The organism is Marinomonas sp. ATLA20, from assembly GCF_057180105.1.
Genome location: NZ_JBXUKU010000002.1, coordinates 149,074 through 164,513, shown reverse-complemented (window position 1 = coordinate 164,513; position 15,440 = coordinate 149,074). Strand labels below are relative to the sequence as shown.

Annotated in this window: 15 protein-coding genes; 8 read left to right on the top strand and 7 right to left on the bottom strand. The window is 42.7% G+C overall.

Annotation, left to right across the window (positions count from 1 at the left end; translation table 11 throughout):
* Window positions 1-116: 116 nt before the first annotated feature.
* The 4 genes from bglB to AC2A4J_RS05145 all read left to right on the top strand — a co-directional run bounded on the left by bglB (window position 117) and on the right by AC2A4J_RS05145 (window position 4,109).
* On the top strand, window positions 117-1,235 hold the full coding sequence (bglB, locus tag AC2A4J_RS05160) for a beta-galactosidase BglB (RefSeq protein WP_484175194.1): 1,119 nt from the start codon (window positions 117-119) through the stop codon (window positions 1,233-1,235).
* Window positions 1,236-1,303: 68 nt separating this feature from the next.
* The gene (locus tag AC2A4J_RS05155) at window positions 1,304-2,290 is read left to right on the top strand and encodes a TRAP transporter substrate-binding protein (RefSeq protein WP_484175193.1); all 987 of its coding nucleotides are present in this window, start codon (window positions 1,304-1,306) and stop codon (window positions 2,288-2,290) included.
* Entirely contained in the window at window positions 2,290-2,808 is a 519-nt protein-coding gene (locus AC2A4J_RS05150; protein WP_484175192.1) for a TRAP transporter small permease, read from the top strand. The genes AC2A4J_RS05155 and AC2A4J_RS05150 overlap by 1 nt, the downstream gene beginning before the upstream one ends.
* 2 nt (window positions 2,809-2,810) lie before the next feature.
* Entirely contained in the window at window positions 2,811-4,109 is a 1,299-nt protein-coding gene (locus AC2A4J_RS05145) for a TRAP transporter large permease (protein ID WP_484175191.1), read from the top strand.
* 116 nt (window positions 4,110-4,225) lie between these two features.
* Here AC2A4J_RS05145 and AC2A4J_RS05140 read toward each other — a convergent pair whose 3' ends face one another.
* Window positions 4,226-4,861: an RpiB/LacA/LacB family sugar-phosphate isomerase gene (locus AC2A4J_RS05140; RefSeq protein ID WP_484175190.1), complete on the bottom strand. Its 636-nt coding sequence runs from the start codon at window positions 4,859-4,861 to the stop codon at window positions 4,226-4,228.
* A 274-nt stretch (window positions 4,862-5,135) separates the two neighbouring features.
* Here AC2A4J_RS05140 and kduD point away from each other — a divergent pair, with 274 nt between their 5' ends.
* Complete coding sequence (gene kduD, locus AC2A4J_RS05135) at window positions 5,136-5,885, top strand: 2-dehydro-3-deoxy-D-gluconate 5-dehydrogenase KduD (protein WP_114411240.1); 750 nt, start codon at window positions 5,136-5,138, stop codon at window positions 5,883-5,885.
* Window positions 5,886-5,973: 88 nt separating this feature from the next.
* Window positions 5,974-6,759, top strand: a complete 786-nt coding sequence (gene kdgR, locus AC2A4J_RS05130) for a DNA-binding transcriptional regulator KdgR (RefSeq protein ID WP_484175189.1) — start codon at window positions 5,974-5,976, stop codon at window positions 6,757-6,759.
* A gap of 125 nt (window positions 6,760-6,884) precedes the next feature.
* Here the strand turns inward: kdgR and AC2A4J_RS05125 are convergent, their stop codons facing one another.
* On the bottom strand, window positions 6,885-7,544 hold the full coding sequence (locus tag AC2A4J_RS05125) for an FMN-dependent NADH-azoreductase (RefSeq protein WP_484175188.1): 660 nt from the start codon (window positions 7,542-7,544) through the stop codon (window positions 6,885-6,887).
* Between the two features lie 115 nt (window positions 7,545-7,659).
* Here AC2A4J_RS05125 and AC2A4J_RS05120 point away from each other — a divergent pair, with 115 nt between their 5' ends.
* Window positions 7,660-8,553, top strand: a complete 894-nt coding sequence (locus AC2A4J_RS05120; protein ID WP_484175187.1) for a LysR substrate-binding domain-containing protein — start codon at window positions 7,660-7,662, stop codon at window positions 8,551-8,553.
* A gap of 20 nt (window positions 8,554-8,573) precedes the next feature.
* On the opposite strand, the gene AC2A4J_RS05115 is transcribed toward AC2A4J_RS05120, so the two are convergent.
* Entirely contained in the window at window positions 8,574-9,551 is a 978-nt protein-coding gene (locus AC2A4J_RS05115) for a hypothetical protein (protein WP_484175186.1), read from the bottom strand.
* 147 nt (window positions 9,552-9,698) lie between these two features.
* Here AC2A4J_RS05115 and AC2A4J_RS05110 point away from each other — a divergent pair, with 147 nt between their 5' ends.
* On the top strand, window positions 9,699-10,163 hold the full coding sequence (locus AC2A4J_RS05110; protein ID WP_484175185.1) for an Lrp/AsnC family transcriptional regulator: 465 nt from the start codon (window positions 9,699-9,701) through the stop codon (window positions 10,161-10,163).
* A 62-nt stretch (window positions 10,164-10,225) separates the two neighbouring features.
* Here the strand turns inward: AC2A4J_RS05110 and AC2A4J_RS05105 are convergent, their stop codons facing one another.
* The 4 genes from AC2A4J_RS05105 to AC2A4J_RS05090 all read right to left on the bottom strand — a co-directional run bounded on the left by AC2A4J_RS05105 (window position 10,226) and on the right by AC2A4J_RS05090 (window position 15,439).
* The gene (locus AC2A4J_RS05105) at window positions 10,226-11,485 is read right to left on the bottom strand and encodes a putative bifunctional diguanylate cyclase/phosphodiesterase (protein WP_484175184.1); all 1,260 of its coding nucleotides are present in this window, start codon (window positions 11,483-11,485) and stop codon (window positions 10,226-10,228) included.
* 284 nt (window positions 11,486-11,769) lie between these two features.
* A complete protein-coding gene (locus AC2A4J_RS05100; protein WP_484175183.1) occupies window positions 11,770-12,090 on the bottom strand; it encodes an antibiotic biosynthesis monooxygenase in 321 nt (106 codons plus the stop codon).
* A 399-nt stretch (window positions 12,091-12,489) separates the two neighbouring features.
* Window positions 12,490-13,638, bottom strand: coding sequence for a N(5)-(carboxyethyl)ornithine synthase (locus AC2A4J_RS05095; protein ID WP_484175182.1), 1,149 nt, complete (start codon window positions 13,636-13,638; stop codon window positions 12,490-12,492).
* Between the two features lie 286 nt (window positions 13,639-13,924).
* Window positions 13,925-15,439: a malonate--CoA ligase gene (locus AC2A4J_RS05090; protein ID WP_484175181.1), complete on the bottom strand. Its 1,515-nt coding sequence runs from the start codon at window positions 15,437-15,439 to the stop codon at window positions 13,925-13,927.
* Between the last annotated feature and the right edge of the window lies 1 nt (window position 15,440).

Here is a 15,440-nt window from a genome sequence, read left to right as displayed (position 1 = left end):
TTTTATTAAAAGTGATAAAACTTCCAATAAAATTTACACATTCGTTTCAAGTTGATATTTTGTGATCTATATTGAGTCTAACCATTACAAAACCCAAAAATAGAAAGGGATTAGCAATGCATGAATTACTAAGAGAAAAGAAGCATGTTGTTTCACGCGATCAAGTCGTCGAAGCAATCGATCTTTTAACTCAAAATCTCATTAATATTGAAGACACTACTGGTGACTTTCTGCTGCGCCTTGAGGACGGTCGAGTGATCGACACCAAAGGCTGGGCTGGCTGGGAATGGACTCATGGCATTGGCTTATATGGCTTGTTCAAGTATTGGCAAATCACCAATAACCCAGACACTCTAAAAATCATCCAAGACTGGTTCGAACAACGCCTGAGTGAAGGCACGCCAACCAAAAACATTAACACGGTTGCGCCCTTTTTAACGCTGGCTTGTTTGCATGAACGTACGCCAAAAGAGTCTTGGCTGCCGTATTTGGAAGAATGGGCGGAATGGGTCATGTACGAAATGCCACGCGTGCAAGAAGGCGGCCTTCAGCACATCGTTTATAACAGCGTAAACCACAACCAAATGTGGGACGACACCTTAATGATGAGCGTCCTGCCGCTCGCCAAGATAGGGAAATTACTTAATAAACCCGATTATGTGGAAGAAGCAAAATACCAGTTTCTGACTCATATCCAATATCTAATGGATTCAAAAAGCGGCCTGTGGTTTCACGGCTGGACGTTCGAAGGTAACCACAACTTTGCCGATGCTTTATGGGCTCGCGGTAATAGCTGGGTCACCATTGTGATTCCAGAATTCATCGAATTGCTAGATTTGGCTGAGAACGATCCGATTCGCCGTTTCTTGCTGTCTACTTTAGAACGCCAAGTCAAAGCCCTGAGCGAACTACAACACAGCGATGGTCTCTGGCACACCTTGTTAGACGATAGCAGCACTTACCTAGAAGCATCCGCGTCTGCAGGGTTTGCCTATGGCATTTTAAAAGCCGTACGCAAACGTTATCTCTCTAGTGACTATTTACCTATTGCGGAAAAAGCCATCAAAGCGGTCTATGGCAACATTGACGCACAAGGTGAACTACAAAACACCTCTTTTGGCACCGCCATGGGTGACGATTTAGAGTATTACAAAAACATCAAAATCACCTCTATGCCTTATGGGCAAGCCATGGCGATTTTATGTCTTAGCGAGAGTCTACGTCGCTATATCTAGCTATGTTTTAAAAAAGCAAAAACCATTATCAATTTCTTAAAAACAATAAACATAAGAAGGATAAGAAAATGAAAAATAAACTATTTACCACGGCACTTACCCTAATCAGCTTAGGGCTAGCATCGGCATCCGCTTATGCGGAGAACTTACGTTTTGGCTACGCGAGCAACGCGACACCCACCGTTGAAGCGATGAAAAAATTTGCTGAGTTGGTTGATCAGAAAACAAAAGGCGATGTCACTGTCACCTTTTTCCCTGACAGCCAATTAGGTGGCGAACGTGAAATGGTCGAGCTACTACAAGCAGGCCTGCTAGACATGACCAAAGTCAGTGGCGGCCTAATGGAAAGCTTTGCTCCTGTTTATGGTGTCTTTTCCATGCCGTACTTATTTGATAGCCAAGAGCATTTCTACAATGTGATGGATAATCCAAAAATCACCACACCGATTTATGAATCTTCAAAAGGCGAAGGGATTTTGGGGCTAACCTATTACGACAGTGGCGCTCGTAGTTTCTATACCTCAGAAAAAATCATCCGTAATGTGGACGACCTAAAAGGTCTCAAAATTCGCGTAATGCAAAGCCCAACGTCTATCAAAATGGTAAAAATGCTCGGAGGCTCACCTATCGCTATGGGACAAGCTGACGTCTACTCGTCAATTCAACAAGGCGTATTAGATGGTGCGGAGAACAATGAGTTTGCCCTAACGATTGCTCGTCATGCCGAAGTCGCAAAACATTATTCTTATGACGTACATTCTCGTGTGCCAGATATCGTGTTGATCTCTAAAGCAACCATGGATCGCTTAACACCAGACCAGCGTAAAGCGGTTAAAGAAGCGGCAAAAGAGTCTACTGAGTTCCAAAAGAAAGCCTGGACAAAAGCCGTTAACAACGCAAAAACCATGAGCGAAGAAAAATTTGGTGTGACCTTTTATTACCCAGATGTTAGCGAGTTTCAAGCGGCCGTTCAGCCAATGTATGAAGAGCTAAAATCCGATCCGGCAAAATATAAGGTTTATCAGGCAATCCGCCAGCAAGCGGAGTCAAAATAATGCCCAAAATAAGACGTTTCCTAGACATCTGTCTAGGGACAACGTGTTCTTTCTTACTCCTTAGTATGGTCGTGATACTTAGCTGGCAGGTAATCAGCCGTTATGTATTCAACGACCCTTCGACTTACACCGAAGAGTTACTAAGGTTAGGATTGGTCTGGTTGTCTCTATTAGGAGCGGCTTATTCTGCTGGCCGCGGTTCTCATATGGCCATTGATCTACTGCGCGATATTTCGCGCGGTAGATTTCAAAAACTCCTTAAGATGTTAGTCCCTATCAGCTTTATTATTTTCAGCATTTACGTACTGATTCTGGGTGGTTTACACAGCATGCAAATCGCTTCGAAACAACTCTCCGCTGTACTGCAAATGCCGATGTCGAGTTTTTACGCGGCTTTACCCGTCTGCGGAGTATTGCTGATTTTGTACGCTATTTTGAATTTGATTGATGTATTAAAAGAGCCAATGAACAGCAAGACTGGCTCTGATATCGATCAACCACTAAGCATGGGAGAATAAACATGGCGGGTGAAGCGAGCCTTGTGCTCATTATTACGTTTTCTATCCTGTCTCTTTTAGGGTTACCACTGGCTATCTCCTTGGTTGCCTCGTCATTGGCAGCAGTCACCATGATGGTGCCAGTGGATATGGCGCTCTTTACTTCTGCCCAAAAAATGGTGGCGAGTTTAGACAGTTTTTCTCTATTAGCCGTACCATTTTTTATTCTCTCTGGCGTCATCATGAACTCCGGCGGCATTGCCATTCGCTTGGTTAACTTCGCAAAACTCATGGCTGGACGTATTCCAGGCTCTTTAGCGCAAACCAACATCGCGGGTAACGTATTATTTGGCTGTATTTCAGGCTCGGCCATTGCGGCGTCTACTTCAATTGGTAGTGTTATGGTGCCGATTCAAGCCAAAGAAGGCTATGACAGATCCTTTGCCGCGGCTGTGAATATCGCTTCGGCCCCAACGGGCATGTTGGTACCACCAACCACAGCCTTTATCATTTACTCGTTAATTTCTGGTGGTACTTCTGTCGCGGCCTTGTTCTTGGGTGGCGCTGTAGCGGGTGTTATTTGGGCGCTGGGCTTGGTGTTGGTCACAATTATTATTGCAAAAAAGCGCAAATACCCTTTATCAGATCGAGTGCCTTTTAAAGAAGCTGTTAAGATCACTCTTGATGCAATTCCTAGCTTATTTCTCATCGTCTTTATTATTGGTGGGATTGTTATGGGCGTGGTGACGCCGGTAGAAGCCTCAGGTATTGCGGTCATTTACACCATGATTTTGGCGTTCTTCATCCATAAAACCACACCACTTCGTGCCTTGCCTAAGTTCCTAATCGAAACATCGCACATTACTGGCACCATCATGTTGCTTTTAGCGGCATCTGCCACTCTGTCTTTTGCCATGGCATTCACGGGTATTCCTGCAGCGATATCCGCTTTGATCCTCGGGATTTCTAACGATCCGATCATGGTTATGCTGATCATCAATATCTTATTACTGGTGATAGGCTGCTTTATGGACATTGGACCAGCAATCTTGATCTTCACGCCGATCTTGCTACCGATTGCCATGAAAGTAGGCTACGACCCTGTTCACTTCGGTGTCGTAATGGTGTTTAACCTTGCTATCGGCACGATCACACCGCCTGTCGGGACCGGCTTATTCGTCGGGGCGACGGTTGCCAAGGTGAAAGTCGAAAAGGTCATTGTCGCACTCGCGCCTTTCTACTTCGTTCTATTTAGCTTACTCGCACTGATCTCTTACGTGCCTGTCATCACGCTATTCTTACCGAAGTTCTTCGGTCTATGAGGATATAAAACTAACAACTCGATTAAGAATCGTTTGAAACAAAAGAATGGGAAACAATAAAGGCGCTTCATTACTGAAGCGCCTTTATTTTTGGAAGCTGGTGAATACTGCTTGGGTTAAATCAGTGAGCGTACGTAAGCTTCGATCTCTGGATTTTGGTTATTGTCAAAGAAGCATTGCTGGAAGCGACTTCCTGCTACGGCGGTGCGAACCAATTCTTGATCCATCGCTTTTAACCCATCCAAGTAGCTGTCTTTCATTGTCGCCGCTTTCACTTGATTAAGGATACCCGCATTTTTCACTTGCGGCTCTCTTCTCTCTACTGGATAACCCTGCCCACGAGGACCTGAGAATGCTTTTTCGAAAATGTAGCGAGCATTCAATTCTGCCGCCCAACCAAATCCTTTAGCGAACGCCATAGCAATAGCATTGCCATTGTTAATTTGATTAAACAGAAACGCGTCAGATGGTTCTAAGCAATAGCCACATACCACGCCAGGGTGAGCATTTAACGACATCATAGCGCCCTGTCCTGTGCCGCAACCAGAAACCACAAAGTCCACTGAGTTTGAATTCAACAAAAGGCTAGCCATGATACCTAAGTGGATATAAGTTAGGTGATGATCGTTCTCGCCATCCATTCCGACATTAAATACATCATGATCAAATGGCTCTACAGCTGTATTGAGCTGCTCCAAAATCGTTGCGTTTTTACCCGCTTGGCTATTCTCCATCATTAATGCAATTTTCATCATTCTCTCCTAATTTTGTCTGAATAATTATCAGCAATTATTGTTGTAGAGGCTACGGTGTCGCAGTCCTGAATTAATAAGTCATACCACTCAACTATACCAATAGAAAAACAATATTCAATATTTTTCACAATACAATAAAATAAAAATGAAATGATGTTTCAATAAAATAAAATTAACATTGTCATTTGAAAATTGTTCTTCTAGTATAGCTCTACAATATGAAAAACAGCCGCGATGCATGCTGCTATCACTATAATAAAGAGGAAGTACTATGTTCGATCTGACGGGTAAAGTAGCCATTGTCACTGGATGCAATACAGGTCTGGGACAAGGCATGGCGTTAGCACTAGCCAATGCAGGCGCAGACATCGTTGGTGTTAATAGAAGCGACCCTGCAGAAACAATCGATTTGATCCAAAAAGCAGGTCGGAAATTTCACAACGTAAATGCAGACATGAGCAAGATGGACAGTGTTGATCATGTTATAAAAGAGGCCGTTGCAGCCTTTGGAAAAGTCGATATCCTTGTCAATAATGCTGGCATCATTCGTCGTAATGACGCATTAGATTTTACCGAAAAAGACTGGGATGAGGTCATGGATCTCAATATCAAATCACTCTTCTTCATGTGCCAAGGCTTTGCTAAACAAATTATTGCTCAGGGAACACCTGGTAATATTATTAACATCGCTTCTATGTTGTCCTACCAAGGTGGTATTCGAGTACCTTCATACACCGCATCGAAAAGTGGCGTTATGGGCGTAACAAAATCACTCGCTAATGAATGGGCAAAACATGGCATCAATGTAAATGCCATTGCACCAGGCTACATGGCGACCAACAACACTGAAGCATTAAGAGCCAACGAGAGCAGGTCCGAAGAAATTTTAGGCAGAATCCCTGCTGCCCGCTGGGGAACACCAGAAGATATGGCCGGCCCTATCGTCTTTTTAGCATCTGAAGCCTCTCGTTATGTTCACGGCTATACCATTGCCGTCGATGGTGGTTGGCTTGCACGTTAACGTGCATTTATATGGGATGGGGTGTTGTTGAATAAAAAAATGTCATATAGTAAATAGACAAAATCCCATTTCAAAAAAAATGAAACTTATGAAGAACGAAGAAAACGCCCTGCAAATTGAACCTGTTTCATCTGTGATGAAGATGTTCGCCATTATCACGGCTTTAGCTGAACACAAGTCGCTTGGTATTACAGAATTATCTCAAATAGTCATGAGCTCAAAGAGCACTGTCTATCGTTTCCTACAAACCATGAAAATGCTGGGATTTGTTTCCCAAGAAGGCGACGATGACCGCTACTGGCTCACGCTTAAGCTATTTGAAGTCAGTTCAAAAGCATTAGAATACGTTGATCTAGTGTCTTTGACCGAGCCATATATGGCAAGCATTGGCGAGAAGACAAAAGAAGCACTGCATTTGGGCGTACGTGATGGGGATAGTATTATCTATATCTACAAAGTCGATGCGCAATATAACTTACGAATGCAGTCACGCATTGGCGGGCGTAACCCATTATATTCAACGGCGATTGGTAAAGTGCTTTTAGCAGAACGTTCTGAAAGCGATATCAGACAAATCTTTGAAAAAGTGGACTTTATTCCTTCCACTGCAAAGACCCATGTCTCTGTTGATTCGCTGTTGGAAGAGCTAAACGACGTAAAAAAACAAGGTTATGGCGTCGATAATGAAGAACAAGAAGAAGGACTTCGTTGCATCGCGGCTCCTATATACGACAGACTGGGCAATGTTATAGCTGGGCTCAGCGTATCCTTTCCGACATTGCGCCACTCTAGCGAAAAGTTTGATCAATATGTTAGCTTGCTGCAAGATGCAGCAAGCAGTATTTCTGAGAAGCTAGGCTACAAAAATAGTTAACGAAAATAGCTACAAAAAGGATTAGGCGGATTTTATCCGCCTAATCCGCCCTCCTTTTACAGCAAAGCCTAATAACTGATTGCTCACCAAGACAACACAGGCATCGCCAATCACTTGCCAGTGATTCAACCTATCTGCTTAATCAAGTCCACAATTTCTTGCTTCGCTTTTTCGAGCGACGCAGCATGACGATCATCTGCAAATTCCTGGTACTCAGAACCAATTTCATAAAACCGATCTACCCCCAAATACTTGGCTAATTGTTTAATATGAGGGCCTAAGTGGTTCATCTGTTCACGAACACCACCAAAGCCAAAACCGAACTCTCCGGATGATGTTAGTAGTACTAGGGTTTTCCCTGACAAAATAGGCTCAATAGGGAAGTCTCCTCGCGCTAAATCAAAGGTAAAAGTCTTATTCACTCTCAACATTTGATCAAACCATGCCTTCAATACTGCTGGCATACCGTAGTTATACATGGGGGCGGTAATGAGGATGATATCCGCTTGAGCCACTTCATCAAAATACCTATCGGACTCAGCTAATACTAGCTGCTGTGACTCGCTTCTGTTTTGCTCTGGGGTGAATGCCGCAGCAATCCAATCTTGGCAAATAAAGCTTGGCGGATTAAGACCTAGATCGCGATAGACCACTTTATCTTGATGATTTTTATTCATCCATGCTTTTATAAAACACCGTCCGAATGACTTCGAAATCGAATTATAGCTTGCCGTCGAATTATCAGTACGACGTACACTAGAATCCATATGTAAGATATTTTTCATATTTTATGCCTCTTCTAACTCATAAGTAGTAGGCACAGTGTGTTCAGTAATTATTGTCGTGACAAAGGGCAATATTTTTCTTATAAAGTAGATATTCTCATCTATAGAGTGTTTTATGTTCCAGCTTCTACCCTCATTGAATGCTATAAAAGCCTTCGAAGCTGCCGCTCGATTAAACAGCTTCAAAGACGCCGCCAATGAATTGAATGTGACGCCGACAGCGATTTCACATCAAATCAGAGCACTTGAAGACACCTTAAATATACGATTATTTGAGCGAAAAACGCGAGCAGTCACATTAACGAGAGAAGGAGAATTACTGGCAGTAACAGCCAACCAATCTTTACAAGACTTACTATCAACAGTGAATCAGCTGAAAGGCTCACCTCGCACTTTAACCATCAGCACAACCAGTTCGTTTGCTGCTATGTGGTTAGTACCTAATCTTGCTGACTTTCAAGCAGAGTCTCCTGACATCAACATTCAAATTAGAGCCGAAGAATCACTCATAGATATAGAGCATGATAGACGTGTTGATATGGCGATTCGCTACGGTGAACTACCTAAAGAAGATGAAAGGAAAGCGCTTATTCACCAACCCTTGTTTCAAGAATATCTTGGCTTTTTTGCGACCCCAGAATATTGGAAAAAACATAGTGAAAATCCAGCCGCGTCGGTGTTTTTCTGCACTCAATGGAAAAACCCAAAACTACCAATGTTAGGGATAGAAGAGGCAATAAAAAAAACCACTCCTAATACACTACCAAGTATCCGTTATTTCAATGATGAAAACCTAACCGCACAGGCAGCCTTGTCTAGTCAAGGTATTGCTCTCATAAGTCAACTTGCTGTCGCCAACTCAGTCAAAAATACTTGGTTAACCCAAGGCAAAGAAGAAATGGCGGCAACTATTACTGGCTTACATTACTACTTAGTAATACCCAAGCGATTACAAGCCAACCAAGCCGTAAAGAGCTTTAAGGACTGGCTTCAACGCACACTAACTTAGAAACACGATAATACCTCTCTTTAAGAGCCTATTTCCTTATACAAATACTTACGACATGTTCTCTCATCCATTCTGTTAAGCACAAAGACCAATGCACTAATCACGGCCACTGAAAAAACAATTCGCCCCCAAAAGATCGTCATAAAGTCAGCGCCAATTAAAAGAACCAGCAAAGTATCTTCAATCAAGCTGTGCAATAAATTCAACAACATCATGGCGACGAAAATATCTCTGGGAGAAATATGACCTCGTTTTGCTTCGTTAATAAGCAAACCGCCGCCAAAGGAAAGGCCTAGTGTAATCCCAACAACCGTTAAGTTTGTTGCCTCTCGGCTGATTCCAAGCACAGACAAAACAGGCTTAAGTAACATTCCCATGAGTTTTTCGATGCCAAGCAATTTCAGCAAACGTAACAGTGTCATTAACACAGCAATGACCACAAAAATCATCGCAAGACTTTGAAGTTGGTCAACCGCCCAGGCCATATAGCTAGGATCACTGGTTGGTGTATGTTTCCACACAGTGTGCGCAGTTGTGTTTAATAGATCTCCACTTTGATAAATGTGATGAAGTATCCAACCCATTAATAAACCACCACCCAGACGAATCACTAGTGTCGCAACAATACCTACTCCAGCTTTTTTAGCCACCGCCACCTCTACTGGCAATGAATGTGCGAGCAGCAATAACGTTCCTAAAATAGAGACTTGAGCAACGGTTAAGTCGGCATCCATACTCATAAATACCACAAGCCCAGCGTACATATTGGTAACCAGTGTTGTTGCCCACACCAACCCCATTTCACTGGGCAAGCCAACCAAAGACATAACAGGACTCAACCAGCCACTTAGCAGTTCTATACCACCAAACTCTTCAATAACCTTGATCACGATAATCATCGGAATCATGATCTTATAAAGCGTCCAGGTGACATCAATGATCTCGTTCCAGAGACCATTCCACAAAAGTCCAATCCAACGGGATATACGTTTATTCACTTCTCTTGCTCCAAACAATGTATGGATGAAGTCTATTGAGATAAGAAGAAATATGTTGATCAATTTAATAATTGATAACGCCTAATATTTTTAATATAAAAGCTATTAAGAAATTTCCATTCGTATAACTAATATTTTGAGAAATATATGGAATTAGACAAAATAGACCGAAAAATCCTAGTTATCTTGCAGCGTAATAATCGCATCGCAAATGTTGAACTGGCCGAAGAAGTAGGACTATCGCCACCAGCTTGCCATAAAAGAGTAAAACGACTGAGGGATGACAAGATCATCATCGGTGACGTTGCTATTGTGAACCCCGAACTGAGCGGCAATAAATTGACTCTTCTAGTATCAGTAGAAATGGAGCGGGATCGAAAAGATGTGTACGATGCTTTTAAACGCGTCGTTAGCAAAGCGCCAGAAGTGAGACACTGCTACCAAATCACAGGCGGCTATGATTTTATGATGGTCGTCACTGTGCCAGATATCCAAGCTTTTGAAAGCTTTGTCGATAGAGTGCTTCATACCGAAGCTAATATTCGAAAATTCCAAACCTCGGTATCGCTACGAACGGTGAAATCCTCAACAGAGATTCATTTGAAGGAATAAATTACGCAGAAGGTCTTCATCATCGTTAAACCTTTTTACGGAAGGCATGTAATAACAACCAGTTAATTGGTCGCTACACTGCTAATTTCCGGGTGATGATTGACGTGCCCTGATACTTCTTTATTACTAATAAAATCGTTAAGTGCTGATATAGGTAAAGGATGGCTAAAAAAGTACCCTTGGTAAGATAAGCAGCCAACAGAATGAAGCAATGTTAACTGCTCCTCACTTTCCACTCCTTCTGCAATCACCGAGAGTTTTAAGTTTTGACTGAGGTCAAGAAGCGTATTAATAATGGCAAGGCTGCGTTTATCAGACAACAAATCGCTAACAAATGACTTATCAATCTTCAACTGATCCAATGGTAAACGCTTGAGTAAGCTTAGCGAAGAATAACCCGTTCCAAAATCGTCAAGTGACCACGTAATGCCAACCTCTTTCAACGCTTGCATTTTTTTCACCACAAGGTCGATATCATCAACCAATGCGGTTTCAGTCAGTTCCAGCTTCAATTTCGATGGGGCAGCACCACTCAAGAACAAAATACTCTTCACTTCCTGAACAAAGTCTGGCTGACGAAATTGCGTAACGCTGACATTCACAGCGATAGTAAGATGATTGGTCTGCGGTGACTGTGCCCACTCCGCTAACTGAGCACAGGCGGTACGCAAGCCCCATTCACCAATAGGAATGATCAATCCTGTTTCTTCGGCCAATGGAATAAACTCCATCGGAGAAATACTTCCCCTAGTGGGATGATTCCAACGCAACAGCGCTTCTACACCAAAAATACGACCCGTAATATCAACCTGAGGCTGATAGTGAAAATGATATTCACCACGGGCAATGGCTTGACGCATATCGCTCTCCAATGCGCTTCGAGCATTCATATTCGCCTGCATCATGGCAATAACAACACTAACACCCACCACGCCAGTAAGATGGTTTATCCACACACCAACCATGCGCCCTTCCATAGGAGCTGCCAAGTCAGTCGAAGGAATTGGCATCACATTAAGCGCTAAAGCAAGAAAGATAACCAGGCCAACAATAGGCAAGAGAACGCGTAGATAGATTCTTTCTCGGTGAAAAATAAGAAAGGTCGCAGCAACCACAGGTAGCAAGTTCATATGAACAGAACGAGGCACGCCATTCATAGGAATATCACTCAAAGACGCGAGCACCACCACAAACAATAGAGCATGGCACATAATAATTGCAGCACTGCGCAGATGATTACCATAAGCCAGCACAAGAATTGTGATTCCAATAATAAATGAAAGCAGATTTATAAAGAAATGCGGTAGGTTTACTTGGGTCAAATAATATAAGCCCCAAATAAGGCTGCAAAAAACAGTCGCATAACCACCAAATAAAATGAGGTTCTTTACTCGTTTATTATGGCGGCCTCTCGGCGTCCATTTAGATATATCGTCTTTCACAAGACGGGAGAGGTTACTACACAGACTTCTCAAATAAAGATCCTTCTACACCGAACAAAAACCGATAAAGTACCACTTAAAAATCTAGGGGATCGGCACAACCAAATGACATATATAAATTATTAACTTTTTCTAACCCAAGACCACCAAAAACACGATAGCCATCAATTCTGCGCCAAAGAGGTTTGTAGGTAATCATCACAGACATCTAGCTCATAAACCGTTTTCGACTTAACTAAACAATTTCGCATTTCTTTACGGGCACGTTGGTAACTCTCGTCATCAAGGTCGCTAATTTTTTCCCATTGCTCTCGGCTTGGCCATTGTGCATAACCCACCAAAACATTGGATTTATCGGACGTATGCAACCTTGAGCCAAAGCTGCCACAGTTCTTATAAATCGCTTTTGTCACTTCAAGCCATGCCGCACGAAAAGACGTTTCTGTCCCTTCTTTGATTTCAAACTCATAAACAGCGATGAACATCTTTTACCCCTTGGTCACTGACATTTCGTATAGTGTTTATGCATTAAAATAGCATTTCAAATAATAACAAACATTAACACTTTGTTACATTATATATTCAAGCAACTCAAACATGTGGCTACTTTAAATAGAGCCCAGTTGGTTTAGATCAATTACTCTAGGGGCATAGTAGATACTTTTCATTTTTGCTCGATGTAGAACGTATCCAGAAAGGCTCAGAAGATGCCGTCGATATCAAAAAGCTTTCAATCAACGATTTACAACAGCTAAGCAAATTAGTAAATCGTTTTAGCATCTAGTACTAGTTAAAAATAGTGTAAACCGTTGATCAAAATATCATGGCATAAACCTAACGTGACTAAGAAAAATAGCCCGTTAGGTGAGCCAATATAGTTTTTATTAGGCCATTAAAGCGGCATAAGGCGGTGTGGTTTCTCGATGTTGAAAGGATAAAATCAGTGGATTTTTAATCACGCCTTCATCGATGTTTATAGCGCGGCGAATGGTTTCGTTTTGCTGCCAATGCTCACGGCCTTCTAAGACGTTTTCTAAGTAGACAATCAAGGCGGCAGAAATCGAGCGTGTCGCGCTTTCCCACAAGTAGCTTGGCGTATGATCGACCGCATAATAGTCGATAGTGTTGTACTGAAACATTGGCTCTTGGAAGCTGGTCGGCTTGGCAAAGAAAAAGCCCATACCTTCGTCACAGCTCACATCGATAATCAAACAATTTGGCTTCAACGACTCGGCTTCGGATTCGATAATAAAGTTAGTCGGATGGTCTGTTTCTTGGAAAGTCCCATTTACTATGATATCCGTTTCAGTGATCAACTCCGTCAAAGGACGAATCGTACCATCGTGCTCAACCACCACCATACGCGCTTCGTCCTTTTGACCTTCGCGAACTTTCACGTAATGACAATCGAGCACTTCTTCACGTACTTCATGATCTGGTCGCTGAATACAAATAGTAATATCACGAAATCCGTGAGCTTTAAGTGCGTATATCGCACCGCGGCTGACTGCGCCAAAGCTAAAAATGATGACCTTACGTTGATTGCCATAATGCCCATCAATGCCTTTTAACTGCAAAGCATGAATCACCGCGCAATAGCCAGCCATCTCGTTATTTTTATAAAAGGTATGACGACCAACTTGCCCTGATGGTGACCAGACAAACATATCTTCAAAAGCGATCAGAGTGAGTTTGCGATCTAACGCTGCTTGAGTAATTTCACGTTGCTGAACACAATGAACATACCCCCACAGAATACCGCCTTCACGTAATTCTTCTAAATCGGCCAATACTGGTTTGGCAATAATCACGGCACCAATGTCGGCCAAAATTTCATGCCTTGTGGCAATACCGCCTGTTTGCGCAGCGATTTCATCATCAGAAATATTAAACGCGGTGCCATAGCCTTCTTCAAAGATCAAACGATGACGAAGGTATTCAGGAATACGCCCTAAATGCTCAGGATGAATGGGGTAACGACGTTCATCTGTTTTTCTAGACGTGCCGATCACGCCGAAAGTTAATTGACTCATACTGTTTCCTTTAAAAAAATAAAACCTGTTTGAGTTCATAAACGCACGATCAAAACGCTGACAAACTGATGTTAATGCTTAGAGTGAAATGGTTGTGTCATCTATTGATGGATAAAAGATATGAAGTGGTCTGATATAAATTCTTAGCGGTAAACGCTAGTCGATCATGACGGGCATGGATCAATGCGGAGACAAACCATGGTAACACCAAAGCCAGTCAATAAGTGGTTAATCCTGACATTACCAATAAAAAGGTGGCACATAGTGCCACCTTGATGAGTTTTCTTTATGCGGCAAACAAATGTTTAAACTGGTCTCGCAATAGATTTTTCTGAACTTTGCCCATGGTGTTTCTTGGCAACTCATCAATGACAACAAACTCCTTCGGCTGCTTAAAGCGCGCCAAAGATTGAGCAATATTTTTCTCTATTGAAGCTACATCTAATGCCACACCAGGTTTTGCAATGAGAACCGCTACAACCGTTTCACCAAAGTCTGTATGCGGCACGCCGATCACAGCACTCTCTAATACACCCTCTTCTTCGTCGAGCAACAATTCCAACTCTTTAGGGTAGATGTTATAGCCACCAGAAATAATCAGATCTTTATTGCGACCAACGATATGAACATAGCCATCTTCATCGATAAGCCCTAAATCACCAGTAATAAAGAAACCATTTTCTCGTAACTCTTCAGCCGTTTTTTCGGGCATTTGCCAGTAGCCTTTGAAGACGTTAGGTCCACGAACCTCGATAAGCCCAATTTCACCTTGAGGTAGCGTTTCCCCTGTATCCATATCGGTAATTTTTACCTCGGTTCCCGGTAAAGGAAGACCAACAGTGCCGGCTCGACGCTCTCCATCATAAGGATTAGAGGTATTCATATTGGTTTCCGTCATGCCATAACGTTCCAAAATACGATGCCCTGTTCGTTCTTCAAACTCAATATGAGTATCAGCCAACAAAGGCGCACTGCCTGAGATAAACAAACGCATAGGTTGAGCAAGTGACTTAGTGAAACGAGGATCACCTAATAAACGCGTGTAAAAGGTTGGAACCCCCATCATAACGGTCGCCTGAGGCATTAAATTCAACATGACATCGAGATCAAATTTTGGCAAGAATATGATTTTATTGCCTGCCGTCAATGACACGTTGGTCGCGACAAACAAACCATGTGTATGAAAAATAGGCAGTGCGTGAAGCAACACATCTTGCTCAGTAAAGCGCCACTCTTTGGCAAGCGCCTGTGAGTTGGACAACAAGTTACCCTGTGTCAACATCGCCCCTTTTGAACGACCTGTCGTACCAGAGGTGTAAAGGAAAGAAGCCAAGTCATCTTCTTCACGAGGCACAGTATCAAACTCTGTCGGCATAGATAGCGCTAATACAGAAAACTCGCCGGAACCGTCTTCGTTCAGCGTTTTCAATATCGCGCCACAAGCGGCAGCGACAGGTTGCAATGACACCGCATGTTTCTCGTCACAAAGTAATACTTTCGCGCGACTGTCTTCGACAAAGTAAGACACTTCATCCGCGGTATAAGCGGTATTTAAAGGTAAAAAAACCACGCCAGCTTGCGCGCAGGCGGCATACACAGCCAAGGCTTGTGGAGATTTCGCAATTTGTACGGCGAGACAATCATCAGGCTGTAATCCTAACTGAACCAATGTATGGGCGTATTGCGAGGCCAATTCAAGAAACTCATTATGAGTCATGGTCGAGCCATCAGGCTGTTGTAAAAAAACCGATGCTTTGCCTTTATGCTTACCAAATAAGCGATCGTAAAGTGGGTTTGTCATT

Coding starts and splice junctions, on each gene's coding strand:
- kduD (WP_114411240.1), top strand. CDS start 5,136: ATGTTCGATCTGACGGGTAAAGTAGCCATTGTCACTGGATGCAATACA.
- AC2A4J_RS05120 (WP_484175187.1), top strand. CDS start 7,660: ATGTTCCAGCTTCTACCCTCATTGAATGCTATAAAAGCCTTCGAAGCT.
- AC2A4J_RS05150 (WP_484175192.1), top strand. CDS start 2,290: ATGCCCAAAATAAGACGTTTCCTAGACATCTGTCTAGGGACAACGTGT.
- AC2A4J_RS05090 (WP_484175181.1), bottom strand. CDS start 15,439: ATGACAAACCCACTTTACGATCGCTTATTTGGTAAGCATAAAGGCAAA.
- AC2A4J_RS05095 (WP_484175182.1), bottom strand. CDS start 13,638: ATGAGTCAATTAACTTTCGGCGTGATCGGCACGTCTAGAAAAACAGAT.
- AC2A4J_RS05155 (WP_484175193.1), top strand. CDS start 1,304: ATGAAAAATAAACTATTTACCACGGCACTTACCCTAATCAGCTTAGGG.
- AC2A4J_RS05100 (WP_484175183.1), bottom strand. CDS start 12,090: ATGTTCATCGCTGTTTATGAGTTTGAAATCAAAGAAGGGACAGAAACG.
- kdgR (WP_484175189.1), top strand. CDS start 5,974: ATGAAGAACGAAGAAAACGCCCTGCAAATTGAACCTGTTTCATCTGTG.
- AC2A4J_RS05140 (WP_484175190.1), bottom strand. CDS start 4,861: ATGAAAATTGCATTAATGATGGAGAATAGCCAAGCGGGTAAAAACGCA.
- AC2A4J_RS05145 (WP_484175191.1), top strand. CDS start 2,811: ATGGCGGGTGAAGCGAGCCTTGTGCTCATTATTACGTTTTCTATCCTG.
- AC2A4J_RS05110 (WP_484175185.1), top strand. CDS start 9,699: ATGGAATTAGACAAAATAGACCGAAAAATCCTAGTTATCTTGCAGCGT.
- AC2A4J_RS05125 (WP_484175188.1), bottom strand. CDS start 7,544: ATGAAAAATATCTTACATATGGATTCTAGTGTACGTCGTACTGATAAT.
- bglB (WP_484175194.1), top strand. CDS start 117: ATGCATGAATTACTAAGAGAAAAGAAGCATGTTGTTTCACGCGATCAA.